The following is a 24866-nucleotide window of genomic DNA, read 5'->3' as shown; positions in this document are numbered from 1 at the left end:
TAAGTAATACGGGCAATAATTAATTTAGGATCATAAAATTTAGGCAAATTCGTTATTAATCACAGTATGGAGGAAATTCAGTAAGTTATCAAAGTTCGTTTCAAACGCAAGTTGCTGTTTTTTCTCAATAGAAATAGGTAGGAGCTCAAGCCAACGAGCTGCAATCCAAGGAAGTTTGTCAAAGTGAGTTTTTTTGTACAGTAAATTAAGTTCCGGATTACTTTTAAACACGTTTAAAAGCGCATCATGCAATAAGTCATGTTCGCCAACTGAGTTGTTAGAATCCTTATACCAATATGGCGTATTACAAGAAGATACCAAACCATGTCGCAGTTCGTCCTCGTCTTGATAAACATCATTTATTTGAACGCTTTGAGAGGCAAACACATCGATTAATAATACATCGTTGTCGTCTTGGTCAAAATCAATAATATCAACAAGGCAACCTTGCGCGCTTATATTAAATGGCGTGTCGTGCTCAAATGTACAAAGCACAAACCCTGTATTGTTTTTCAATGCGGTTTTAACCATATTTAAATAGCGAGGCTCAAATATGCGTAATCGCGTATAGCCTTCTGGTAACATAAAAATGGGTAATGGAAAAATCGCACGTTTCATAAAGTCTACTTCTTTCAAACACTCTGCCTTTATTTACGTGCGCTTTTGCTAAGTCGATCAGCTTTGTATGAATCGAATTAATTACCAGCTATATAATTGGCTAAAGATTAAACCAACCTCCCATAGCTTTAAACACTTGAACCGAGTAATAAGCGCTAATCATACTGACTACGGGTGCTAACATTAATGCAAATAATCCAAGTTCACTGCTCATCGTTTTAATCCTTTAAATAATTTATTTTGCGTTTTTAATACTAGTGTCAGTATTTTTAGGCGTTGTGCTATGTGTTAAAACGGGCTCATCTAATAAACCCTCTAAAACAGTTTTAGCATCAAAATAAAGCGTTTCCTTTAGTGATTTTTCAAGCTCGATTGTAGTTTGCTTTACGTAGCTTGCTACACTTTGAGTTAATATATCAGTTACATCTAGGTCCACTTCTGTTGCGTGTACTTGCGCAGAACCTAATACTAATAAACTTGCCATAGCGATTTTAATTGAATGTTTCATAATGGTATTCCTTGTTTGTGTATTGTTTAGACGTAGTTACATACTCAAGGGTTGTGCCAACATAAAAATAAATCATAAGCAACTGTAATTAAACAGTTTTACATGCATCGCTTTAATTTAAAAAATTCATACCTTGTTAATTTAACCATTTAATTTAATTTTTTGACTACTTTTTAGTTAATAAATAAAAGGGTTTAAATGTATTAATACCGTCACACTAAATACATTTAGCGTTTATAAAAACGTCATATCTACCCGCTAAAGTGCACACCACTATAAATAATTCAAAAAGTGCAGTATGACCCTTTCATCACGTCGAAATTTTTTAAAAACCTCAGCAGCAAGTATATTTACCGTCGCAGTATCGAGTGCCATTACAGGTTGTGCTCAAACATTAATAAACAAACCTCTATCGGCTATTGAATTTAAACACGGTGTAGCCAGTGGCGATCCGCTCAGTAATGCTTTAATAATTTGGACACGTGCAACCACTGCTCAATCAAATTTTGAAGTTACTGTTGCTTGGGAACTGGCAAGTGACTCTCAATTTAAAAACATCATCCGCAGCGGGCGCGAACAAACAGATAAAAGCAGAGACTTTACAATAAAAATAGATGTGCAAGAACTTGCTCCAAACACAGAGTACTTTTATCGATTTGTGGGTTTAAATACACAAAGCCCAATTGGCCGTGCTAAAACACTACCAATAAACAATGTTGAACAAATAAAAATGGCTGTTGTGTCGTGCTCAAACTACCCTGCTGGGTACTTTAATGCCTACACCGATGCCGCTAAACAAAAAGATTTAGATGTAGTACTGCATTTGGGTGATTACATTTACGAATACCCAATGGGAGGATACGCTACCGAAAATGCTGAAAACATTGGCCGCCAATTAGCAGCCGATAACAGCGGTGAAATTATTACCCTTAGCGACTATCGTAAGCGCTATGCCATTTACAGAACAGACCAAGGCTTACAAGCACTTCACGCTGCAGCGCCATTTATCGCAATATGGGATGATCACGAAGTTACCAACGATACCTATAAAAGTGGTGCTGAAAATCATACTCCTGATGAAGGTGACTTTTTTAAGCGCCGTGCAGCAGCTATTCAAGCCTATTACGAATGGCTACCAATTAGACCGCCTATGGGCGAACAAAGCCCGCAAATATACCGCACCTTTGATTTTGGTAATTTAATAAGCTTACACATGCTAGATACTCGCGTAATAGCACGCGATAAACAACTCGCTTACAGCGACTATAAAAACCTAGAGACCAAACAAATGGATGTTGCGCGCTTTGCCAGTGATTTAAATAATCCAAATAGGCAGTTACTAGGTAACACACAACTAAACTGGCTCACCAGTGCAATAACTAAATCAAATGCAAAATGGCAAGTATTGGGCCAGCAAGTATTGATGACTAAAATGTGGCTACCTACTGAAATATTCTCGCAATCCGATCGCACTAAAATACCTCAGGTGTTAAAAGAGCTTGTTGCCATTAAAAAAGCCGTGTTAGCAAATAAAGCGGTAACAGCTGAGCAACTCGCACGCGTAAATACTTTAATGCCTTATAATTTAGATGCGTGGGATGGTTACCCAAGCGAGCGCGAAGCATTATACAAAAGCGTTACCGCATTAAATAAAAAGTTAGTCGTGGTTGCAGGTGATACGCACAATGCGTGGCATGGCACATTAAAAAATGCAAAAGGCGAAAGCGTAGGAGTAGAATTTGCAACGCCTGGTGTTACATCCCCGGGTATGGAGCATTATTTAGCGCTTAATACAGCACAAGCAAAGCAAATGGCTGACTCGCTTTCATTGTTAATAAACGACTTAAACTATTGTGACTTATCACACCGTGGATATATGTTACTGACTATTACTAAAGAGCAAATCACAACCGATTGGCGCTATATAGATAACATAAACTCCCCTAGCTACAACATCACTGATCAACACCAAAGTGTTTATAAAGGCTAATACTTTTAAAAAGAAGGTAAATGTATTATTTACCTTCTTCACATATTTTATTTAACGCGCTTAACTACAGCTATAGATAAGCGTCCACGAAGCATCACTTCCGGGAATGCTGTTTGTATACCAATTTGCGCTGTATGCATTACCTTGATATTGCATTTTATCGTCGGTGTTATTGTGAGTAAACGGACCGGCCGAGTAATCTTTTTTTACCCAATTTGGGTATGCATTAATACCATTACAATCTGTTGAACTTACAACACTGCATCCGTTTGTATCAACACTTGTACCAGCGGGTGTATCTGGGCACTGATCAATATCATCATTCACTCCATCGTTATCCGCATCGCTTTGTGGTTCAACTACTTCAACAACGCAACCTACATTATTAACAGTTTCACCTACAGGTGTATTAGGGCATTGATCAACACTATCGCTAATACCATCGCCATCGCTGTCAGTTACCTCACAACCAATACTATCAACCGTTGTACCTGCGGGAGTATTATCGCACTGATCAAGGCTGTCACTTATACCATCGCCATCAGAGTCTAAAGCAACCGTACTACCACCCCAACCTTGAATGATCTCTTTAACTTTAGTGCCTGACGCGGTTAATGAATTCCAACTACCGCCTGGAGTAAATAACGAGGCACCTTCGTTTTTATCGTTTAAAGCCCAGTTAGCGTGGCTAATATTGTTTGTTTTAAAAAATGCCATCCATGCATCAGTTTCATTAGCATTAACACCACCATTGCCATCAGCATTAACTGTTCCCCACTCTGTAGCAAATAGTGCAATGCCGTTATCGAGTGCTGTTTGTGCTTTATTTCGATACGATTGACCATGCGTGCCAGCATAAAAATGCAGAGTGTAAGCAATATTGGCGCGATCTATCGGGTTTTGTGATGCCACATCAACATCTTGCGACCACGTAGGCGTACCAACCACAATTAAGTTATCAGGATCGATTGCTCTAATTTTATCAATAACTGTTTCTGCGTAAGGCTTAATATCGTTAGCCCATGAAATTTGTAACGGCTCGTTATAAATTTCATAAATAACATTGTCGTACTGCCCATATTTGGTAGCTACGTCTTCAAAAAAGCGAACTGCAGTCGCCTGATCGGTATGTGCTTCATGGCTATGAAAATCAATAATAACGTACATATCTTCGCTAATAGCTGCGTTTACAACAGTATCAAGACGGCTCATATTGCCCTCCCAATCAAAGTTCAAACTACCACCAGTACTCGTACCATGACCAATAGCTGCACGAATTAATGTTGCATTAAATTCAGTTTTTGCCTTTGCTACTGTTTGTGCTGTATAAAACTTTTCAGCGCCCCAACCGGTGTTACTCCAAAATAGGCTAGGTCCTGCAAAGCTTGTGTTTTCTCCACCCGCAAGAATTTGATTCCCACTCACCGTTAACTTTTCAACAGCGGCATTGGCCATTGTTGAGCATCCTAATAATAAAGCTAACCATAAGCTCGTCACTTTAAAATCCTTTCTTTTGTGATTATTTGAACTGTTATTCATCGTATTTCCTTAAATTGAAATTATCAGTCGTCATCGTTTGACGTAATAAATTGACACCAAAGCAATACTTAATAGTTAAACAAAGTTAATTTGGCGAGCAGAAAGTACCATTTACTTATTAACATTAAATGAATAAAAAGGTACAAGGAGAACGATTTTAATTAACTAAATATCAACAAGTGAGCGATTTAACGAGGTTTGAGGATTTTACTGGGTATATACAGGTATTTACACGATGTTTACATGGTGCAGGCAAAAATCTCGGTTACAAAAAATATGTATAAAAATGGAAAAAGCGGTAATAATAATTATTACCGCCATCAATAATAGCTAAATATCAGGGATAAATATGCGGGAAAAAAATTAATAAGCCAACCAAACCGAGTTCTGATTAACTGGCTTATTTTTTAGTAGGCAGCGCTTTTCTGCCCAAACGGTATGCATCCATCATGCTCAGCACCCAAATTATAATCATTAAAGGCACATACTTATATTCAGCGAGTTGAGCGCAGGCGTCAGATGGTTGTTGCGCGGCTTTTAAAATGGCCGTAACCGACATGGGGATTTTTCCGTTTACAATTTCATTTGCAGTACACTGTGCAATCGCAAATATATCTTGAAAGGTTAAAATTAAAAGAACAGAGAATACACCCGCAAAAATAGCGCCTATAAGGTGTTTTTTTAAAGAAAAATGCCCCGCTCCAGGATAAACAATGGCGGTAAGTAAAGCAGCTTTTAGATCTTGTTTCATTTTTACCTAATATAAATTCACTTTAACGTGATCACATAAAAAAGCCACTTTGCAGTGGCTCAATTAAAATATCAAGTAGTTAAATGTATTATTGTCCGCCAAACCCGAGAGTTAACTCAATACCAACAAAACGAGGTGCCCCTGCAACAAATGTTGGATTGCCAAATCCCCCTCCAGTATTACCTGCATCAACTAAATACTCTTTATCTAATAAGTTACTAGCAAATACACTAACGGCCCAATCATCACCACTTGCAATTCCTAAGCGCGCACTGACTAATCCAAGCCCAGGTTGGCTAATATCTAAGCCTGATATTGGCGCATTTGCTGGCTCAAAATACACTTCAGAGCGGTAGCTATATATTAAAGAGCTCGTTAAATTAAGTGAGTTCGACAATTCTGTTGAATAAAACAGCCCCGTACTAAATGTCCACTCTGGTTGTAATCTAAATTTATTGCCTGCGAGGTTACCGTTATTGCTGTCATCATCTATTTCAGCATCAAGGTAAGCCGCATTGGCAAATATCTCAAACTCATTATTAATTAACACCCTTACTTCAGCCTCTGCGCCAACATTAGTGGCAGAGCCCGCATCAGCAGAAAACGCAACGCCTTCATCATCCTGTAACGTAACCTGAAAGTTAGAGTAATCTTGATAAAATACAGCGACAGAGTAATCTAAACGTCCGTCAAGCGCTTTGCCTTTAATACCGGTTTCGTAGTTCCAAATAATTTCCGCTGGTACTTCTGATATAGAGGCTTCAACATTCCCTTGTTCGTCGTTAGCCGAACTTACTTCAAGTACTTCCGAACGACGCCCTTTTGAAACAGTCGCATACATATTTGTAGTAGGGTTTATTATATAAAGCGCATTAAAACGTGGCAGCCAATCATCATAATCAGCATCGCCATAGAATGTTTCACCATTTGTATCAACCGTAAACAATGGCGCTTGTGTTAAAACACTATTGGGTGCTGCAGAGCTATAACCACTGCGCTTTTCTTCTTTTATATAACGAAGACCCGCTGTTAACTCCAGTGCCTCAGTTGCAGCATAAGTTACATCAGCAAACGCTGAATACGCTTTGTTTTCACCATAGTTTGTAAACTCTAGTGAATATGGCAACTCGCTTATTGCACCACCTGTTAATGCTGGTGTTAAAATATTAACGCTACCATCATTATTAATACAAGGAACACCTGAACCCAATACGCCTAAGCAATTTAAGAATATAGACTCCTCTGTACTAAATGGGACACGCTGGCTACCATCTTCTTCAAAGTAACTCACACCAAAAATACTAGTAAACTTATTCTGCGTATAAACAGCGCGTAATTCTTGGCTAAATTGGTCGCCCTCAGCAGCTTCTGCAAATTCTAAAAACCATGCCTGCGTACCATCAGCATCAAACACTTCTAAAGAATCAAAGTTACGCCCTGCGGTAATTGAGGTGATTGTTAAATCGTTACTTACATCCCAATTTACTGTCAAATTTAAATCGTTAACTGTGCGCTCTACACCTAAGTCTTTTTTTTCAAACACAGACTCTGCATACGGACTACCTGGCATTTCAACAAAGCTATATGGACTTGTATCACCGCCGGTTGGTGCATAAATCCCATTTTTAAAAGATGTACCCGAGTCATCATTTTTTTCATACGTATACACCAAGTCAATCGTTACATCATCACTAGGTGTAATACGTAAAGACGGACGATAAGAAAAACGCTCAATAGCATGCATATCATCTTGCTTAAACCCAGCCGGGTTTTGGGAGTTACTATCTCCTGCAATATTTTTTATAAACCCATCACGTTCACGATATGTAAAAGCAACACGGCCTTGCATTAAATCATTACCACCCGTTACAAAACCACTAACACCTTTGGACGAGTAATTACCAACGGATGCTTTTAATTGAGCCGAAAAATCTTTTTCTGGTTTACGTGTTGCTACACTAATAGCCCCCACAGAAGCTGCTGTTCCAAACAGTGTCGCTTGTGGTCCCTTAACAACTTCAATTCCTTCTACATCAAAAAGCTCAAAGTATGAACCACGAGAGCGCGATACATCTGCTCCGTTATAATAAATAGACACACGAGGGGATGATTGAGACGACCCACTATCAGACGTAATACCACGAATTACAAAGCCTGGGTTGTTAGGGCTTTGCTCTTGAATAACAAGCCCCGGTGTTATTTCAGATAAAGTGTCGAGTTCGCCAATACCTAAGCTTTCTAAAAAGTCGCCATCGTAGGCACTTATTGTTACAGGCACATCTTGTATTGATTGCGCACGCTTTTGAGCAACAACCACTATTTCATCAAGTTCTTTATTTATGGTTTGATCTGCAAAACTATTTGTTGATGTAACGCAAATCATCGCCACAGACAATTTAGTAAGTTTAAGAAAAGGCCGTGTTGTTAATTTATTTTTCATGTTTTTCACTGTTCGTCCGGTTAATTGTTTTTAGGAATTACCGGTAATCTAACGAACTATTACGACTTTTTTACGTCTTATTAATTACGCATTGGTTAAATTGATGTTTCAACTTTATGAAAAACAATAAATTATTGTATTCATATAAAAATTATAATATTGAAAAACTCAGCGTACACTTGTACACTAAAATTCATTCAAATAGTGGTAGGATCTGTTATGTCGTTAGAAGCGCCCTATTCTAAAAAAGAAGAACAACTAAACGTAATTAGCCATGCACTTGGTATTGTATTTGCCGCATTTGTTATGTGGGATTTATTTAGCCAAGCCACCAGCACTAAAGCGTATATTAGTACTGTAATTTATGGCAGCAGTCTATTTGTACTGTTTTTGTCGTCCACTTTGTACCACGCCAGTATTCAACCACGCTTAAGAGCTTTTTATAAAAAGTGCGATCACTGCGCCATATACTTATTAATTGCCGGCACCTACACTCCCTTTTTATTAATCTCATTAACTGGTGCTTGGTCATGGGCAACACTTACATTTATATGGACTGTGGCACTGGCGGGCGTTGCGTACAAAGTATTTGTAAAAAACGGTAATAAAAAAATATCACTCGCCACCTACTTACTCATGGGTTGGTTTGCACTGGCTATTGTATATCCGCTTTATTCAAGTGTTGATGTAAAAGCACTTTACTGGCTACTTGCCGGCGGTATTTTTTATAGTTTAGGCACTTTTTTTTACAGCGCTAAAAGCACCCAATTTAGCCACGCAATTTGGCACTTATTTGTTATTGCTGGGTGTGTTTGCCATTATATTTCAATTAGTAATTATGTTTATTGAGCTGGTATAGCCAATTAATATGGTCTGGTTTGAGCGAGGAGCGGTCATTGAAACAGTTAGTTGATTTCCTAACTGTGTCATATTCAAGCAAACGAGCTACACGAGCATTTTGTTTCATTTAACTTTACTTAAAGTTATAGTAATACGTTAGGTTATTTTTTAAAACTATATAAGGTAGATAAATGAGCATGGCGTCAGCAGAAATATGTGCGATGAGCGTACTACTAAATTACTAGGCGCACAGTTACGCAATCCAGCCTCATTCACTAAATAAGGAAGTTTTCATGGCCAAAAATGACAAAATATTAATTGATGGGATTATTGATGATAGAGTCGAAATTAAACTGCCATCAACTAAGCGTGATGAAGTCTTTGAATATTTAGCATTTGAACAAATCCTTAAAGATTATGATTTATCAAAGGAAGAAATTGAACATGGTTCTGTGGATGGCCGCAATGATGGTGGTATAGATGGATTTTTTATATTAGTTAATGGACATCCGTTAGTAGACCCTGAGTCTTTTTCTTGGCCGAGAGCTGGGTCTCAATTAGAAGTTTGGATTATAACTTGTAAGTTACATGATACCTTTAAGCAAGCACCTTTAGATAATCTTGTTGCGAGTTTAAGTGAACTCTTTGATTTAGGTATAGAGAATAATGACTTAAGAGGTGATTACTCAGAATTAATCCTTAATACTCGAGAAAATCTAAAATTAGCTTACCGTAAGTTATCGCCAAGACTTAGTAGTTTTAATTTAAACTTTTCATATGCTTCTAGAGGTGACTCCAAAGACGTTGGAGAGTCAATAGTCTCTAGGGGAGAGCAAATTGTAGCAATAGCACAGGAGTCTTTTGGTGCATGCACAGCCTCATTTAATTTCTTTGGAAGCACAGAACTTATAAACCTCCACAGGAAAGTCCCCAATTATTCACTTGAGCTCCCATTCTATGAAGTGCTATCCAGAGGGGAGAAGTATGTCCTTTTAGCTAATTTATCAGATTACTATAACTTTATATCTGATAATGGAAAACTTAGGCGTTATTTATTTGATTCAAACGTTAGAGATTTCATGGGGTTAAATAGAGTTAATGAAGATATTAAATTAACGTTGAAGGATGATAATTCACCAGACTTTTGGTCCATGAACAATGGCGTTACTATTTTAACAACTTCAGCAAGTGTGATTGGAAAATCTATTCAGCTCCAAGATATCCAAATTGTAAACGGTCTACAGACAACAGAGTCTATATTTCGTCACTTTGAAGCGGGTGGAGAAGATATTAATGACAGATCTGTATTAGTAAAAATTATAGTGTCGAGTGAAGACTCTGTAAGAGATTCAATTATAAGAGCTACAAATAACCAAACAGATGTAGAAACGGCTTCACTTCATGCTACAGATAAAATACAACGGGATATTGAAGATGTATTAGAGCGCAGTGGTTTTTATTATGAAAGGCGAAAAAATCATTATATTAATATGGGACATTCTCAGTCACAAATAATTAATCCTCTTTATATTGCCTCTGGCTTTGTAAGCTTAATATTAAAGTCGCCACATAAAGCAACTGGTCTAAAGCAAAAATTTATGCGTTCTGATGAAGCATATGAAATGGTTTTTTCAGAAAAAACTAATATTGAAGTTTGGCCAAAAATTACTGCGGTCTTAAAAATCGTAGATGAGGCGTTGGACGAATTACGTCCTACAGGCTCAAATGTAAATGAAAGGTTTTTGAAGAGGTGGCGTCAATTAACAAGTTTACTTGTTGTTTCTAAAGTTTTGGGTAAATTTGATTTTAGTCCTACCGATCTTGCTAAGTTAGATATTGCATCTATTAATGTGCAAGAGGTGAAAACCATTTGGGAATTTTTAATATCCAATCGACCTAATGCTTTACTCGCTAATAACTGGCGAAAAAAGAGTTTTCATATTGATATCTGTAGGGAAGCGGCTACTGAGTTTTCAATATCGAATCCTGAGCGAGTTGAGAGGGCGAACGATTTTCAACCTAATCCACCGAAGAAACCTCTGAATAAGTCTACTAAATCAAAATCAGATAAAGTACATAAACCCGCGAAGAGAGTTAGCTTAGAGTTTGCACATAAAGTCAACGAAGTTTTACCCGAACAGCCATGGAAACCCGGAGTGCACCGCTATGTAACTGAAATTTTAGAGTGCACAGTTAAAGAGTATTTTTCCGCTGTTAAAATTTTAATAGAAGAAGGGTTAAGGAACAAACAAAAAGACGGCATTGTCTATGATATTGATGGAAATGTCATTTGCTTCGATGAAGAGCGAGTAAACCCTCAATCTATGGAACTGATTGAAGAGTAGCGCCTAACAAGGGTTTTCAAGTCGGACAAAGCACATAATTAGGATGACAGCCATCCTAATTATTACGAAAAAAGCCAACAAAAACAGTATGAAGAGTGCATTTTTATAAATAATTAATCACGCAAAAAGCCGAGCTATGTAGACAAAATGAAAGTAACAATAGACAGCCCAATAAGGCGACGACAGCTGTTTATTAAAAAATGGCAACCGTATTATCTTGTTCATAATATAGAAAAGCTGCAAAACACGATGCATTAAGAAGGGTAAGCGCTTTTACCCTAAATAAAAGCCACTCAAGTACCCGTAATCCCGTCCAAAACGCCAATTAAAACAACACCAAACTCCCACTTTATATTCTGCATAAAATACAGTAATCGATTGAACCAAAATAGGAACTCAGCTATGGTTTGTTTATCAATAAAAATAAATAAAAAACGAGTTAATCTACAGGCTCGTTAGGTGCCTGTTGGAGGTTCAATGTTACCCATGAATATGAAGCCCCAAAATTTTGGTGGGCTAGGTGTAGAAAAGTGGGAAGACTATTGTGGTCGAATTGGACTCTCGGGCTCTAGAGCTTATCGAGAGTTTGTCAGGCAAGTTGTTTATGATCATTTTAATCTTCATAATTCTCTTTATCCTGAATTCGATATTAATGACTTTGAGTTTGAGTCAATTTATCTTAGCGTTAAAGAAATAAAAAATTCAGTTCGTTATTTTAGAAATGAGCAAGTTGATTGGTGGGGGGAGCAATATGAAGAATTTAAAGAAACAAATTACCCTTATATTATTTTTGAAAAAATGAGTGAGAACAAAACTCCACCATTTCCGCCAGTAATAATTCAAGAGTCAACATTCTCAAATAATGATGGAAAGGCATTAGGTAGTCCTTTTCATTTAGTTGAAGGGACTCATAGAGTTTCCTATTTGTTACATATGGCAAAAATTGGTGATATTGAGTGGAATAGTACACATGAATTTATTATCTTAAAAAAAGTCTAAATCACCTAACAAGGCAATTAAACGGAACTAAAACAGTGAGTTACGTTTCGCTTCGTTACACATTATAACCCACAATTTTAGTCCGCTTATTGCGGCGTTATGAGCCTAGGAGGCTTCGTTGAGATCATTACATGATTCGATATTGCAGAAACTTCAAGATGTACAAAGTGAAAGCGAAGTAGAAGAAAAACTTGCTAAATTCATTCCTAAAGTTTCTGGTATTGTTAAAGAATCATTGCTGAAAGAAGCTCCTAAAATGTTACATGAGAAAAGAGCACAGTTTGATCAATTTACTCTGAATAATCTAAAGCGCTGGCAAAAAGGTTTTGATTCTCTAGAAACACATATTGTAATCTGTACTGAAGCTGGAGAAAGTATAAATAACGAATGTCGAGCTGAAGCTGTAGAAAATGAAGATATTGTTTTTGATTTAGTTGTGCGTTTCCATGCAAGAGCATCTCATATTGCTCAAGAAATTTTATGTTTACTAAAAAATGGCTTTGCTGATGCTGCTCACGCAAGGTGGAGAGCCTTACATGAGGTAAATGTTACAGCAATGTTCATAGCAAAGCATGGTTATGAATGCGCAAGGAGATTTTACTTTCACGATATCGTTGATTCGTACGACGGAATGAAAGAGCACAATAAGTATGAACATAGACTTAGAGAAAAAGGTTGTACACCTGAACAAATTGCTAATTGCAAAGTTCAATATGATGAAGCTGTAAAAGAATTTGGCAAAAAGTTTAAAGATCATTATGGTTGGGCTGCCGAGGTATTCCCTCACATTAATAGAGTAGGGTTTGGTTCACTAGAAAAAAATGTAGAACTTGATCACATGCGTCCTTATTACAAGTGGGCTAGTCAAAATATCCATGCTGGCTCAAAAGGCTCACGGAATAGACTTGGACTTGAAGAGTCGAATGAAGATATTTTATTAGTTGGGCAGAGCAATTCAGGCATGGTCATGCCTGCTCACATGACTGCTTTAAGCTTATGTCAAATAACAGGGTGTTTAATAATGCTAAGGCCAACTATAGATAACGTGGCCATTTTAAATATTATTAACGAACTTCAAGAGACCGTAGGGCAAGAGTTTGTATCTATAGGTAAAATGGAAGGCTCATAACAAGAGACTAAGGCTATGACAGTTCGCTTATGGCACTCTCCAGCCTGTCGACAACATAAAATATTGATAATAATTGGCAAGGTATTTTACTGTGTCGGATGGCGTGGCTTCGCCACTTATCCGACCTACGTCAAAATGCAGGTTGGTTAAGCCGAAGGCGCCACCCAACAAAGTTTTAGATTCACGCCTTGAAGGACAGCTGCTGGTATTTATCCGCCAATAATAGTCACATCACTCCCACCGGCACTCGCGCATATTCACTTTGTCGTTTTTAAATAGCACACCTTCTGATAGTAGCTTTTCGCGCTGTTCTTGGTATTTTTTGCTACCTGCAGGGAATGATATTTTACCTTGGCTATTCACTACCCTGTGCCAAGGTATAACCGAGTCGTTTGGCATCACTTTTAATAAGCGCCCGACCAACCGTGAATTTTGCGGGTAGCCCGCAAGAGCTGCAACTTGCCCGTAACTTGCTACTTTTCCTACTGGTATGCCTGCGATAACAGTATAAATAAGTGTTTCTTTATCAATATCAGCGTTCATTTAAATACGCCTCACTAAGTACTTTAAATTGCTCCCAAATAGTACGCGCTACAGGGCCGTGGTGCACTGCATGTTGTCTAAAGGCTCTAATTTGTGCGCTAAATTTATGCTCGCGGTCAGTTATGTGTATTTCTTGAAGTGAGCCTGCTTTTATTTCAGGAGCGCAGTGCTCTAGGCTCATCATTGCCCAACCTGCGCCTGAAAGTAAAAACGATTTTAAGGTCGATACATCATCAATTTTCATCATGGCGGAGCCTTTTGAGTACGATAGTCTGTCACTGTCGATACTCAAGTCACTTTCAAACATGGCTAAACACGGATACGTTTGCAGTTCGCTATAGGTTAGCTTTTGAGGAAGTACGCCTTTAGCGCTGACAATGCCAATATCGAGCCTGCCTATGGGTACACTTTCTAAATCGCCTGTCGCATGGAATAAATCAAACCACGGGCCAATACCTAATTCGGCTTGCCCATTATTTACTTGCTCTAACGAAATAAAGCGCTTCCCGCTTGTTAAGCTAAATTCCGTGCTGGTAAACAACCTAAAAGTATTACTTATGATCTCGTTGTAACTTTGCATATGGCAAAGTTGTTCGTAACAAATTCTAAATTGGGGCTCATTCCCGAGTGCTAATTCTTTAGCAAGCTGTGCTAACTCGCCGTTCGCATGCAGGAGTTGTTGCGCCTCGCGGTGAAAAATACGCCCTTTTTCAGTAAGCTGTAATCGGTACTTACTTCTATCTAGTAACTCAAATCCTATTTTTTCTTCTAGTTTTTTAATAGCAAGTGTAAGCGCGGGCTGCGTTTTATGTAACTTTAGTGCTGCCCCACTTAAGCTTGCGCTTTGCACTATGGCATCTAAAATTATTAATTGATTCAGCTTCATATACCGCTCTGCAACATTATAAGTAAAACTTATTGAGTTTCTAAAATTTAATGATTTTTATTTTATATGTTTGCAGCGTATGCTGCACTTAATTATTTTGCCATCACTGCAACGGAGAAGACATGAAACTCTTTCGTCTATGTTTATTAACAACGACCTTACTTAGCTTAATAGCCTGTTCTGAGCCAGAACAACAAGTTAAAGAAGAGCCCATTCGCCCTGTTAAATTATTCAACATAGGTCATGATTCTCAAATTAACATTCGCAGCTTTCCTGCTGAGGTTGTTGCAAACCAAGGCTCTTACTTGGCGTTTAGAGTAAATGGTGAGCTTGTTGAGTTTCCGGTTTTAGCAGGTGAAGAAGTTAAAAAAGGTCAGCTACTGGCAAAGCTCGACCCAGAAGACTTTCAATTACAATACGATGATAGAAAAGCCCGCTTTGAGCTTGCTAAGTCGCAACTTGGTCGTATTGAGCAATTACTTGAAAAAAGAATCGCAAGCCAATCTGAATACGATGAAGCATTAGCCAATATGCAGGTGGCAGAGTCTGCCTTTAAAATTGCCGAAACAAACCTAGAATACAGTGAATTACGCGCACCATTTGCAGGCACTGTGGCTAAAGTATTTGTTAAAAACTTTGAAAACATTCAAGCCAAGCAAAACATTTTACGCTTAGAAACACGCGACTTAATGGATGTAGAAATCCAAGTTCCTGAAAAAATAATAGCGCGCATTAAAAAAGGTACCGATTACCACCCTACCGTTGTGTTTGATGGCTTTGCAAAAAAAGAATACACCCTTGATTTAAAAGAGTGGGATACACAGGCTGATCCAACCACCCTGACCTACCAAGTTGTTTTTTCGCTGCCAGTACCTGATGACTTTAATTTACTTGCCGGTATGACTGGGCGTGTATTTATTGATTTATCTAAAGTTACTAGCTCGCAAGTAGCGTATACAATTTTACCTGTTGAGTCGGTTTTTTCAGAAGCAAAAGAAAGCGTGTCTGATAACGCGTATGTGTGGTTATACAACCCAGAAACAGGTGTTGTTAATAAGCAGGCTGTAAAAGTAGGGCAAGTTCACCGTGATGGTATTGAAGTACTTAGCGGCATAAAAGAAGGCCAAATGGTTGTATCTGCCGGTGTACATTCATTAGATGAAGGCATGAAAGTACGTCCATGGAATAAAGAGCGAGGCTTATAATTATGAGCTTTGCGCAACTCTCCATAGAGAAAAAAGTAATTAGTTGGATGTTTGCACTGCTGCTGTTAATTGGCGGTAGTGTGTCGTATTTTGACCTAGGCCAACTAGAAGACCCTGAGTTTACTCTTAAAACTGCCATGGTTATTACCATGTACCCGGGTGCATCGCCGCAGCAAGTAGAGGAGGAAGTCACCTTCCCTATTGAAAATGCGATTCAGCAACTCCCTTATGTTGATTACGTGACCTCTATTTCATCAAATGGTAAATCTCAAATTTCGGTAGAAATGAAAAGCACTTATCGAAAAGAGCAACTTCGCCAAATTTGGGATGAAATGCGTCGTAAAATTAATGACCTTTCTCCTTCGCTGCCAAGCGGCGTTTACCCAAGCACTATTTTAGATGACTTTGGCGATGTATACGGCGTTTTATATTCGGTTACTGGCGACGGCTACTCATATGACGAGCTTAAAGACTACGTAGACTTTTTAAAGCGCGAGCTAGTCTTGGTTAAAGGTGTAAGTAAAGTAACTATTGCTGGTGAGCAACAACCACAAGTTATGGTTGAAGTATCTACACGTAAATTGGCTCAACTAGGTATAGCCCCAAGCCATATTTTTGGCTTGCTGCAATCGCAAAATACGGTGTCTAATGCGGGCAAAATACGTGTTGGCGATGAGTCTATTCGCTTTCACCCAACCGGGGAATTTAAAGATGTAAGTGAGCTTGAAACTCTGCTTATTTCAAAACCTGGTGCAAGTGAGCTTATTTATTTAGGCGATGTAGCAAAAGTATTTAGAGAATACGCCGAAGTACCTACTAATGTTATTCGTTACAACTCAGAGCAAGCACTGTTAATTGGTGTGTCGTTTATGAACGGGGTTAACGTAGTTGATGTAGGTAAACGTATTGACGAACACTTAGCAGAGCTTGAATACCAGCGTCCGCACGGCATACATGTTGAATCGGTATATAACCAACCTAAAGAAGTAGAAAAATCGGTAGATGGCTTTATTGTAAGCCTTGTAGAGGCTATTGCCATTGTAATTGTGGTACTGCTTATATTTATGGGTTTAAAAAGCGGTATTTTAATTGGCGGTATTTTATTACTGACCGTTTTAGGCACTTTTATATTTATGAAGTTGTTTGCCATAGACCTGCAACGTATTTCTCTGGGAGCACTTATTATTGCCCTAGGTATGCTGGTAGATAACGCCATAGTAGTAACCGAAGGCATATTAATAAATTTAAAACGTGGCCAAACTAAGTTAAAAGCGGCAGTTAATATTGTTGAGCAAACTAAATGGCCACTACTAGGCGCGACAGTTATTGGTATTACTGCATTTGCTCCCATTGGATTAAGCTCTGATGCCACGGGTGAATTTGCTGGCAGCTTATTTTGGGTGTTATTTATATCGCTTTTATTAAGCTGGATCACCGCCATCACCCTTACGCCATTTTTTGCAAACTTAATGTTTAAACAAGATGAGTTTAAAAAAGGTAAGAATGCTGAGGGCGAAGAGGAAGACGACGACCCGTACAAAGGCTTTATTTTTACAGGCTATAAAGCACTTTTAGATGTGTCTATGCATTATCGTAAAACAACTCTTGTTCTTATGGTTGTATTACTTTGCTCTGCAGTAATTGGCTTTGGTGCGGTTAAGCAGTCGTTTTTCCCTGCGTCTAACACGCCAATGTTTTATGTAGATTATTGGCAGCAGCAAGGCTCAGATATACGTGCAACCCTTGATGGCATTAAAAAGCTAGAAAACTACTTACAAAATGAAGAGCTCGTTGAGGAAATAACAAGTACAACAGGCCAAGGTGCGCCGCGCTTTATGCTTACTTATGCTCCTCAAAAATCGTACTCTTCTTATGGGCAGCTTATTATTAGAGTAAAAAACCGCGAGGCGGTTGCTATAGTAATGCAAAAGGTGCGTGAATACTCACAAAGTACGCCACTTTCAGCCGAGCTTAAAATTAAGCCGATGGAAATTGGCCCATCTACCGATGCTAAAATTGAAGCACGCTTTACAGGCCCAGACCCAGTAGTTCTTAGAAAACTTGCAGCTAAAGCAGAAGACGTTATAGCAAAGGATGAAGGGGCTTATAATATTCGTGATGACTGGCGTGCGCGTACTAAAATGATTCGCCCGCAGTTTAACGAACAAAAAGCGCGCCGTTTAGGTATTAGTAAATCTGACCTTGATGATGTGCTGCTTACTAGCCTCTCTGGTAAACAAGTAGGCGTATACAGAGATGGTACGCAACTGTTACCTATTATTGCCCGCTCTCCTGCTAATGAACGTTTAAATGTAGAAAGCGTTCACGATTTACAAATTTATAGCCCAGTACTTGGTGTGTTTGTGCCAGTAACGCAAGTGGTTGACGAATTTGTGGTTGAATGGGAAGACAGCCTAATTATGCGCCGCGACCGTAAACGTACAATAACGGTAATGGCCGATCAAAACGTTTTAGGTGACGAAACCGCTGCTAAATTATTTGCCCGCATACGAGGGCCTGTAGAAGCAATAGAGCTACCGCGTGGTTATAAATTAGAATGGGGCGGCGAATATGAATCGTCATCTGATGCGCAATCGGCTATTTTTGGCTCATTGCCATTAGGCTATTTAGCTATGTTTGCGGTAACCGTACTGTTATTCAACTCGCTTAAACAACCTTTAGTTATTTGGGCTACAGTGCCACTTGCAATTATTGGTGTAAGTGCGGGTATGTTGATAATGAATGCGCCGTTTAGCTTTATGGCATTGCTTGGCTTATTAAGCTTAAGCGGCATGTTAATCAAAAACGGCATTGTGTTGGTCGATCAAATTAACCTTGAGCTTCGCGATGGTAAATCGCCTTATCAAGCTGTGTTTGAGTCTGGTGTTAGCCGTGTGCGCCCTGTAGCAATGGCAGCAATAACCACTATTTTAGGTATGATCCCACTGTTATTTGACGTGTTCTTCCAGTCAATGGCGGTAACTATAATGTTTGGTTTAGGCTTTGCCACCATACTAACGCTAATTGTGGTACCGGTACTTTACACGGTTATATTTAGAATTGATTACGAACCGCGTAAGTAGTTAAGCATATAATCGGTTAACATTAAAAAATGCCACTGGCTCAAGGTCAGTGGCATTTTTATTTAATACCGATGAAAAAAGAAAGGCTACATATTTAGTTGTTAAGAAACTAACCGCAACACTTCTTATATTTTTTGCCGCTACCACATACACAAGGTGCGTTACGCTCTGGTAATTTATCAAATACTTGTGGTTTTGACTTGCTAAGCGCAAAGTCTAGTTCGCGAATATCTTCTGGTACTTCAGCTTTAACTTCAATTGAAGCAAACAGCGAATGCTCTTCTAGTATTTCTTCTATTTCTGATTGTCGTGCAACTGAGTTTACAATTAACGTGAGCGGGTGTGACTCTGTGCCTGGCTTTGCAGTACGTTTTGGTGCAAATCCATTACTGTTATTTTTACCCATTATATCGGGCTTACCCATAAAGAAAAATTTTGACATGTTACTTCTATAACCTTTCTACATTATTAAGACGGCGCATCTTAACAGCTTACCCTTCATATAACTAAGTGTACTCGTAAATAGCTTAACAACACGTCTATATAGCAATTTTAACTTAAAAATTTAAATGGCCTGCAAAATAGGCTAACTATTATTATATACATTTACTATAAACTGATTAAATAAATGCGGTTATTATCAATATTTAAATACTCTGTACACTTAGCTTCGTTATCTAAGCACTTACCAATTAAGCGATAGGTATGCTAACTAGGGCGATAGAAATTGCCTTTAACTTTTTAGCCTCACTTATACAGAGGCAATTTATTTAAGTAGAGAAAGTCATGTTTAAAAATTTTGGATGGATAGTAGAAGCTAAACTTAATGCTGGTGAACTTGAAAACTTTAAAGCGGTGATGAATTCACAAGTTAATCGCGCACTTAATGAAGTTGGCACTAAAAATTATCAATACTATATGTCTGATGCTGGCGATGTTTTAGTTTACGAACGCTTTGTTGATGCAGACTCTTCACACGAACATATTGAAAATTGGGACGACCATTCAGCACGTTGGATGGCAGCTGCTGCACCTACACGCATGGTGCATTTAGGTGAATTACCTGACGATGTTCGTGAGCGTCATGCGGCCTTAAGCCCTCTTTGGCTAAAACCATTTGGTGGCTTTTCTCGCGAAGAAGAACAAACGAGTCAAATTAACAAAAACGGTGATACGACATTTGATAATTTTGGCTGGATTGTTGAGGCCAAGCTAAACCCAGGCCAATTAGATGCCTTTCGTGAAGTAATGAACTCACAAGTAGAACGTGCAAAAACAGAGCCTGGTACACTAAATTACCAATATTACATGTCTGACGATGGCGATATTATGGTTTATGAGCGCTTTAGAGATTTAGAAGCATCGCACATACACATCCAAAACTGGGATGATCATGCAGAGCGTTGGATTGCTGCAGCAACACCAACACGCATGGTTCATTTGGGTGATTTACCTAAAGAACTAACCGATAAACATGCTGCACTGTCACCACTTCTATTAAAGCCTCTAGGTGGTTTTGCAAAGTAAATATGGATAAATACTAAATTCGTAATATAGTTAAGTGCCACTGACTAAACTCAGTGGCATTTTAGTATCTAACTAAATATCATGGAAAAACCTTGGAAAATTTTAAAACCGCGATACTAATAGCGGGCAGCGTTTTTATACTTTTTGGTTATTTACGCTTTATAACTGACGAGAATGGTAACGTGAACTTAAACAACTACCGTTTTACAGGTGGTTTACTGCTTGTGATTTCAGGCATGGTTGATGGCACACGCGACCTTGTTAAGCGCCTGCGCTCTAAAAACTCGTTATCGGCGATTGCAGTTTATTTAGGTATACTCTTATTTTATATTGGCTTTAGCATTTTATAAGTGAATACCCTTTGACCTTTAAGCAACTCTTCAACAGCGCCCTATTACTTTTAGCAACGGCTCCTCCACTGGTTCTACTTGCATGGGATGAACAAGCCGATCCCGCATTTATTCCCAACGGTATATATAACACCTTAACATTTACGTTATTTCCAATAACGGCGATAGTGTTGTCGATTGTTTTATTAAGGCACCTATACAAAAAATACAATAATAACTTTGAATTTAAACATACAGTTAAAAATTATATTGCTGAGCATGGGAAGTTCCGCAGCGCATTTATACCAATGTTTTTGCCTATTTTAATTTACTTATGGTTATGGACGTCAGTTTGTATTTCTGTGAAATTATGGGCCAATAAACACAGCAATAATATATGGCAGCAAGAGCATCAATTACTTGAAGTAGGTAGTTGCCCAACTGATTATGAGTACAGTTGTGCAACGCTAACTGTGCTTAGTTTACATAACTACAGAAAATACACTTTTAGATGGTATTTAGATAAGAATAAATTGGTGACTTTGCAAAATAACAATATAAATTTAGTGGGCGTTACAAGCCCACTTGGTAATATAGTACAAGAAATACAGTGGTAGTAGAATACCACTTAGCTGCAGATTATTTTTTTAAGCTAAGGGTACGCCCCGAGCTAGGTTTTGACTGTGACGACTTGTTCTCTTTAATACTTTTTGGCTTACCAACATACGTGGTAGAACGCTTTTGATAAGGTGCTTTACTGCGCTCATTTTTGCGCTCGCCATTAGCATTACTGCGATCAGAGTTGCGACTTGAATTTCGCTCAGTACTTCGCTCGCCACTTTGTTCGCCTTTATTAAAACGGCGAGGATTTTCACCCTGAAAATCACGCTTTTTAGGAGCCGACGGCGTATTATTTTCTGATTGTTTATTAGCATCAAGCGAATGTTCTTGAGTTTTACCTGAGTCAGAAATCGAGTCGTTTATTTGCGCCATTTCAGTATCAGACAAATGACGCCACTGCCCTACCTTTAAACCTTTTAGTGTTACGTTCATTATACGAGTGCGCTTTAACGTCACCACTTCGTAACCTAAATATTCACACATACGGCGTATTTGGCGGTTTAAACCTTGGGTAAGTACTATTTTAAATTCTTTAGGGGCAGTTTGTGTCACTTTACACTTTTTAGTCACGGTATCTAAAATAGGCACGCCATTGGCCATTTTTGTAACAAACTGACGATTAAGCGGTTTATCAACCGTAACAACATATTCTTTTTCGTGGTTATTACCCGCACGCAAAATTTTATTAACGATGTCGCCTTCGTTAGTTAAAAATATAAGCCCTTCAGACGGTCTATCTAAACGCCCTATTGGAAATATACGCGTAGGATAATTTACCGCGCGAATAATATTACTTTGAATTTTACTTTCGGTAGTACACGTAATACCAACGGGTTTATTGTAAGCAATATAAACGCGCTTTGGTGTGGCTTTAAGTGGCTTGCCATCAACCAATACAACATCGGTAGCAGCAACTTTTACGCCCATTTCAGGCGAGTAGCCATTAACGCTGACACGACCTTGCTCAATATATTTATCGGCTTCGCGGCGTGAACAAAATCCTGTTTCACTAATAAATTTATTTAAACGTTTTAATTCGGTCATGGCACTTATAGCGTAGTAATTTTTAAGGCGAGTAGTGTAAACCACCCACACTATTTTTTCGCCCCTAATTTAGAATTTATAGGTGTTTAAGCATTAATTTTTGCTTTCGTTAATTTACGCCATACAAATTCAAGCGGGCCTTGGTTAAAATAGCGGCTGTATATAAAGGTAAATATAAGCTGCAGCGCAACTAATGCCGTTGCAACTAACCAGTAGTCAATACGATCAAAATTGAGCACCCAGTGCGTAAATAGCACTTTATATAACAACAGTTGTATGAGTGTTTGGCTAATATATAAAGTAAATGCTAAGCGCCCCGCTTGTTGAATAAGCGTGCCAACGTGTGCGCTGTTATTGCAAAATTTAACAATTAAATGAATATACAGCGTAGCCATACCTAGCGCCGCAAAAATATTTACAAATTCTTGCACCCCATATCCTAAGCTGCCATTAAGCTGTGATGCATAAAGCCTGATCCCACAAAAAACAAAGGTCATTGCACCGCAAACTATTAATTGCTGAGTCGTTAAGCCTTTACTAAAAACGTCTTGTTTATATAAATAAATGCCAATAAGCATAAGGCCCACGCACATCCACATTGTCATTATTGGCACCATAACAAGCATTAACGTGTTCATAGCAAGGTTACTAATAAAGTAATCAATATAGTGTGGGTTATATAATTCAATAAACTGTGCTGTATCGCGGTAAATCACTTCATCGGGTACACTAGATATAACAAGTAAGGTAACTACACCCGACAACAAGGTAAATGCAAACCCTCTTTTTAAAAGTACGTTGCTATCACTTTCTAAATATTTAATAACAAACCAGCCAGATACACCGTAAACAAATAAAATATCACCGGCCCAAAGTAAAAAACCATGCGCTAAACCAAAGAGGATTAACCAATAGAGCCTGCTTTTTATCTGCACTTCAGACTTGTAACGTTGCCACTGAATATAAAGCCCAGCACCGAAAAGCAAACTAAACAGCGTTCTAAAACGCCCGTCTACAAACACACTGCTAAGGGTGTGAATAATTGAGTCGCTAACAGGAGGATTAGTTAAGTAGGAATACCCATATTCAAAAATGCCGAAGGCGTAACCATTCATGTAAACGAGGCCAAGCACGGCAACGCCGCGAATAAAGTCCATATTATAATTGCGCATTAAAGCTATTATCCGTTAAATATTATTCTTATAACTGTCAGCCCAATCGACTGACTGCTGGTAAAGTGGAGGTAGTATAGCACTGTCAATATTCAACAAAAGTACAGCTTGTTCAAGTGCCCACCAGCTTCCTGTTTCATATGCTTTAACAACGTTTAAAATATAATAAAGTGTGTTTTTGTCCCCTAATAATGCCGTTTTTATTTCATCAGGGAAAGGTAGCTTTTCAACAAGCAAGCTCATTGGTTGATCAAGGATTGCATCCAGTAACGAGAATAATCCTGTTAAAAATGCTTCGCCTGACTGACTCTTATTAACCTTTTTTGCCACCAGCTCACAAAAGCGAGCGCGTACAACACACACTTGCATTAGCTCTGCAGGTTTTTTACCCGCTGTATGAGCAGTAACAATAAGGCTCACAAACTTTTTCAGGCGTTCGTGTCCTAAATACACAAGCGCTTGCTTTAATGACGATATTTGGCTTTGTATAGGAAACACACCGCTGTTTATTAATCTTAGTAACTTATATGCGAGTGCAGCATCTAGCTCAAACAGGCTTGCGATGGTTTTAATGTCAGGGCTTTGCTTCATTATTTCTGCGTAAATAGCGACGACTAAACCATAATTATAATCAATGTCGTTTTGCTTGATCATGGTAGGCTTTGCAAAAAAATAGCCTTGAAAATAATCAAAACCCATATCAAAGGCAAGCTCATAGTCTTCTTGTGTTTCTATTTTTTCGGCTAGTATTTTTATTTGTTTATGCGCTTGTAACTTAGTAACTATGGGCTGTATTTCGCTAAGAGGTGTAATTGCAATATCAAATTTAATGAGCTTCACAAGCTTTAAAAAACGATCCCATTGTGGTTTATATACAAAATCATCGAGCGCGAGTTTGTAGTTACTATGAAATAAACCTCGGCATAGCTCATAGTTATCGTCGGTAGGTTCTATGGTTTCGAGCAACTCAATCACAACGTCTTGGCATGGTAAGAAAGCACATAAATCGAGTTTTAGTGATTCTGGTCCTATATTAATAAGCGCTTTTTTGCCTGATGTAATATGGCGTGTACCTAAATTTAATTGATTTTCCATAATAAGCCTTGCTGTTGCTTGGCCTTCTGCAATATCTGGAAAATAATTTTTTGGACTATCACGAAAAAGTAGCTCATAGGCTACTACTTTTTTACTTCGATTGAATATTGCTTGCCTTGCAACAAATACAGACACATTACCTACTTCTTAGCTTTTATATAATACTAAGTAATTAAACCCTAAGCAGGTAGATTTGTCACTA

General features: G+C 38.3%; 21 protein-coding genes. 10 read left to right on the top strand and 11 right to left on the bottom strand.

The genetic code is table 11. The features are described from left to right. Nucleotides 1-39: 39 nt before the first annotated feature. Nucleotides 40-618, bottom strand: coding sequence for an LON peptidase substrate-binding domain-containing protein (locus H4J63_RS00830; RefSeq protein WP_024596915.1), 579 nt, complete (start codon nucleotides 616-618; stop codon nucleotides 40-42). 235 nt (nucleotides 619-853) lie between these two features. Further along, complete coding sequence (locus H4J63_RS00825) at nucleotides 854-1126, bottom strand: hypothetical protein (protein WP_002962453.1); 273 nt, start codon at nucleotides 1124-1126, stop codon at nucleotides 854-856. Between the two features lie 298 nt (nucleotides 1127-1424). Between H4J63_RS00825 and H4J63_RS00820 the strand changes: the two genes are divergently transcribed. Next, nucleotides 1425-3116: an alkaline phosphatase gene (locus tag H4J63_RS00820; protein WP_182193835.1), complete on the top strand. Its 1692-nt coding sequence runs from the start codon at nucleotides 1425-1427 to the stop codon at nucleotides 3114-3116. Nucleotides 3117-3176: 60 nt separating this feature from the next. Here H4J63_RS00820 and H4J63_RS00815 read toward each other — a convergent pair whose 3' ends face one another. The 3 genes from H4J63_RS00815 to H4J63_RS00805 form a co-directional block, all read right to left on the bottom strand. Next, a complete protein-coding gene (locus tag H4J63_RS00815) occupies nucleotides 3177-4655 on the bottom strand; it encodes a cellulase family glycosylhydrolase (protein ID WP_182193833.1) in 1479 nt (492 codons plus the stop codon). Nucleotides 4656-5055: 400 nt separating this feature from the next. After that, the gene (locus H4J63_RS00810; protein ID WP_121955585.1) at nucleotides 5056-5406 is read right to left on the bottom strand and encodes a hypothetical protein; all 351 of its coding nucleotides are present in this window, start codon (nucleotides 5404-5406) and stop codon (nucleotides 5056-5058) included. Nucleotides 5407-5494: 88 nt separating this feature from the next. Further along, nucleotides 5495-7846 (bottom strand): TonB-dependent receptor, encoded by a 2352-nt coding sequence (locus H4J63_RS00805; protein WP_182193831.1) that lies wholly within the window; start codon nucleotides 7844-7846, stop codon nucleotides 5495-5497. Nucleotides 7847-8065: 219 nt separating this feature from the next. Between H4J63_RS00805 and trhA the strand changes: the two genes are divergently transcribed. From trhA to H4J63_RS00785, 4 genes are all read left to right on the top strand, one after another. Beyond that, nucleotides 8066-8695 carry a PAQR family membrane homeostasis protein TrhA gene (gene trhA / locus H4J63_RS00800; protein ID WP_033038839.1) on the top strand — a complete coding sequence of 210 codons (630 nt, stop codon included), beginning with the start codon at nucleotides 8066-8068 and terminating at the stop codon, nucleotides 8693-8695. A gap of 284 nt (nucleotides 8696-8979) precedes the next feature. Further along, nucleotides 8980-11031, top strand: coding sequence for an AIPR family protein (locus H4J63_RS00795; protein WP_182193829.1), 2052 nt, complete (start codon nucleotides 8980-8982; stop codon nucleotides 11029-11031). 477 nt (nucleotides 11032-11508) lie between these two features. Then, the gene (locus H4J63_RS00790) at nucleotides 11509-12030 is read left to right on the top strand and encodes a hypothetical protein (protein ID WP_182193827.1); all 522 of its coding nucleotides are present in this window, start codon (nucleotides 11509-11511) and stop codon (nucleotides 12028-12030) included. Nucleotides 12031-12148: 118 nt separating this feature from the next. After that, nucleotides 12149-13159, top strand: coding sequence for a DUF5677 domain-containing protein (locus tag H4J63_RS00785; protein ID WP_182193825.1), 1011 nt, complete (start codon nucleotides 12149-12151; stop codon nucleotides 13157-13159). A 231-nt stretch (nucleotides 13160-13390) separates the two neighbouring features. On the opposite strand, the gene H4J63_RS00780 is transcribed toward H4J63_RS00785, so the two are convergent. Then, the gene (locus tag H4J63_RS00780; RefSeq protein ID WP_182193823.1) at nucleotides 13391-13702 is read right to left on the bottom strand and encodes an MGMT family protein; all 312 of its coding nucleotides are present in this window, start codon (nucleotides 13700-13702) and stop codon (nucleotides 13391-13393) included. Further along, nucleotides 13692-14588, bottom strand: coding sequence for a LysR family transcriptional regulator (locus H4J63_RS00775; protein ID WP_182193821.1), 897 nt, complete (start codon nucleotides 14586-14588; stop codon nucleotides 13692-13694). Before H4J63_RS00775 ends, H4J63_RS00780 begins: the two co-directional genes overlap by 11 nt. Nucleotides 14589-14710: 122 nt before the next feature. Here H4J63_RS00775 and H4J63_RS00770 point away from each other — a divergent pair, with 122 nt between their 5' ends. Together H4J63_RS00770 and H4J63_RS00765 are read left to right on the top strand one after the other, a co-directional pair. Beyond that, on the top strand, nucleotides 14711-15793 hold the full coding sequence (locus H4J63_RS00770) for an efflux RND transporter periplasmic adaptor subunit (protein WP_182193819.1): 1083 nt from the start codon (nucleotides 14711-14713) through the stop codon (nucleotides 15791-15793). Nucleotides 15794-15795: 2 nt separating this feature from the next. Next, nucleotides 15796-18876, top strand: a complete 3081-nt coding sequence (locus H4J63_RS00765) for an efflux RND transporter permease subunit (RefSeq protein ID WP_039487627.1) — start codon at nucleotides 15796-15798, stop codon at nucleotides 18874-18876. 109 nt (nucleotides 18877-18985) lie between these two features. Here H4J63_RS00765 and H4J63_RS00760 read toward each other — a convergent pair whose 3' ends face one another. Further along, nucleotides 18986-19318 (bottom strand): PBPRA1643 family SWIM/SEC-C metal-binding motif protein, encoded by a 333-nt coding sequence (locus tag H4J63_RS00760; RefSeq protein ID WP_182193817.1) that lies wholly within the window; start codon nucleotides 19316-19318, stop codon nucleotides 18986-18988. 344 nt (nucleotides 19319-19662) lie between these two features. Between H4J63_RS00760 and H4J63_RS00755 the strand changes: the two genes are divergently transcribed. The 3 genes from H4J63_RS00755 to H4J63_RS00745 all read left to right on the top strand — a co-directional run bounded on the left by H4J63_RS00755 (nucleotide 19663) and on the right by H4J63_RS00745 (nucleotide 21349). Continuing rightward, nucleotides 19663-20403 carry a putative quinol monooxygenase gene (locus H4J63_RS00755; protein WP_182193815.1) on the top strand — a complete coding sequence of 247 codons (741 nt, stop codon included), beginning with the start codon at nucleotides 19663-19665 and terminating at the stop codon, nucleotides 20401-20403. Nucleotides 20404-20495: 92 nt separating this feature from the next. Further along, entirely contained in the window at nucleotides 20496-20753 is a 258-nt protein-coding gene (locus tag H4J63_RS00750; protein ID WP_039487621.1) for a hypothetical protein, read from the top strand. Between the two features lie 11 nt (nucleotides 20754-20764). Then, nucleotides 20765-21349: a hypothetical protein gene (locus H4J63_RS00745; protein WP_182193813.1), complete on the top strand. Its 585-nt coding sequence runs from the start codon at nucleotides 20765-20767 to the stop codon at nucleotides 21347-21349. A 22-nt stretch (nucleotides 21350-21371) separates the two neighbouring features. Here H4J63_RS00745 and rluF read toward each other — a convergent pair whose 3' ends face one another. From rluF to H4J63_RS00730, 3 genes are all read right to left on the bottom strand, one after another. Then, nucleotides 21372-22397 (bottom strand): 23S rRNA pseudouridine(2604) synthase RluF, encoded by a 1026-nt coding sequence (gene rluF, locus H4J63_RS00740; protein ID WP_033020665.1) that lies wholly within the window; start codon nucleotides 22395-22397, stop codon nucleotides 21372-21374. 86 nt (nucleotides 22398-22483) lie between these two features. After that, entirely contained in the window at nucleotides 22484-23554 is a 1071-nt protein-coding gene (locus tag H4J63_RS00735; protein WP_182193892.1) for a DUF418 domain-containing protein, read from the bottom strand. A gap of 30 nt (nucleotides 23555-23584) precedes the next feature. Next, nucleotides 23585-24799: an EAL and HDOD domain-containing protein gene (locus H4J63_RS00730; protein ID WP_149603661.1), complete on the bottom strand. Its 1215-nt coding sequence runs from the start codon at nucleotides 24797-24799 to the stop codon at nucleotides 23585-23587. Nucleotides 24800-24866 lie beyond the last annotated feature (67 nt).

Source organism: Pseudoalteromonas sp. 5Ae-yellow (genome assembly GCF_014077565.1).
Lineage (GTDB): Bacteria > Pseudomonadota > Gammaproteobacteria > Enterobacterales > Alteromonadaceae > Pseudoalteromonas.
The sequence above is the reverse complement of the archived record's forward strand: the minus strand, read 5'-3'. Positions and strand labels throughout refer to the sequence as shown.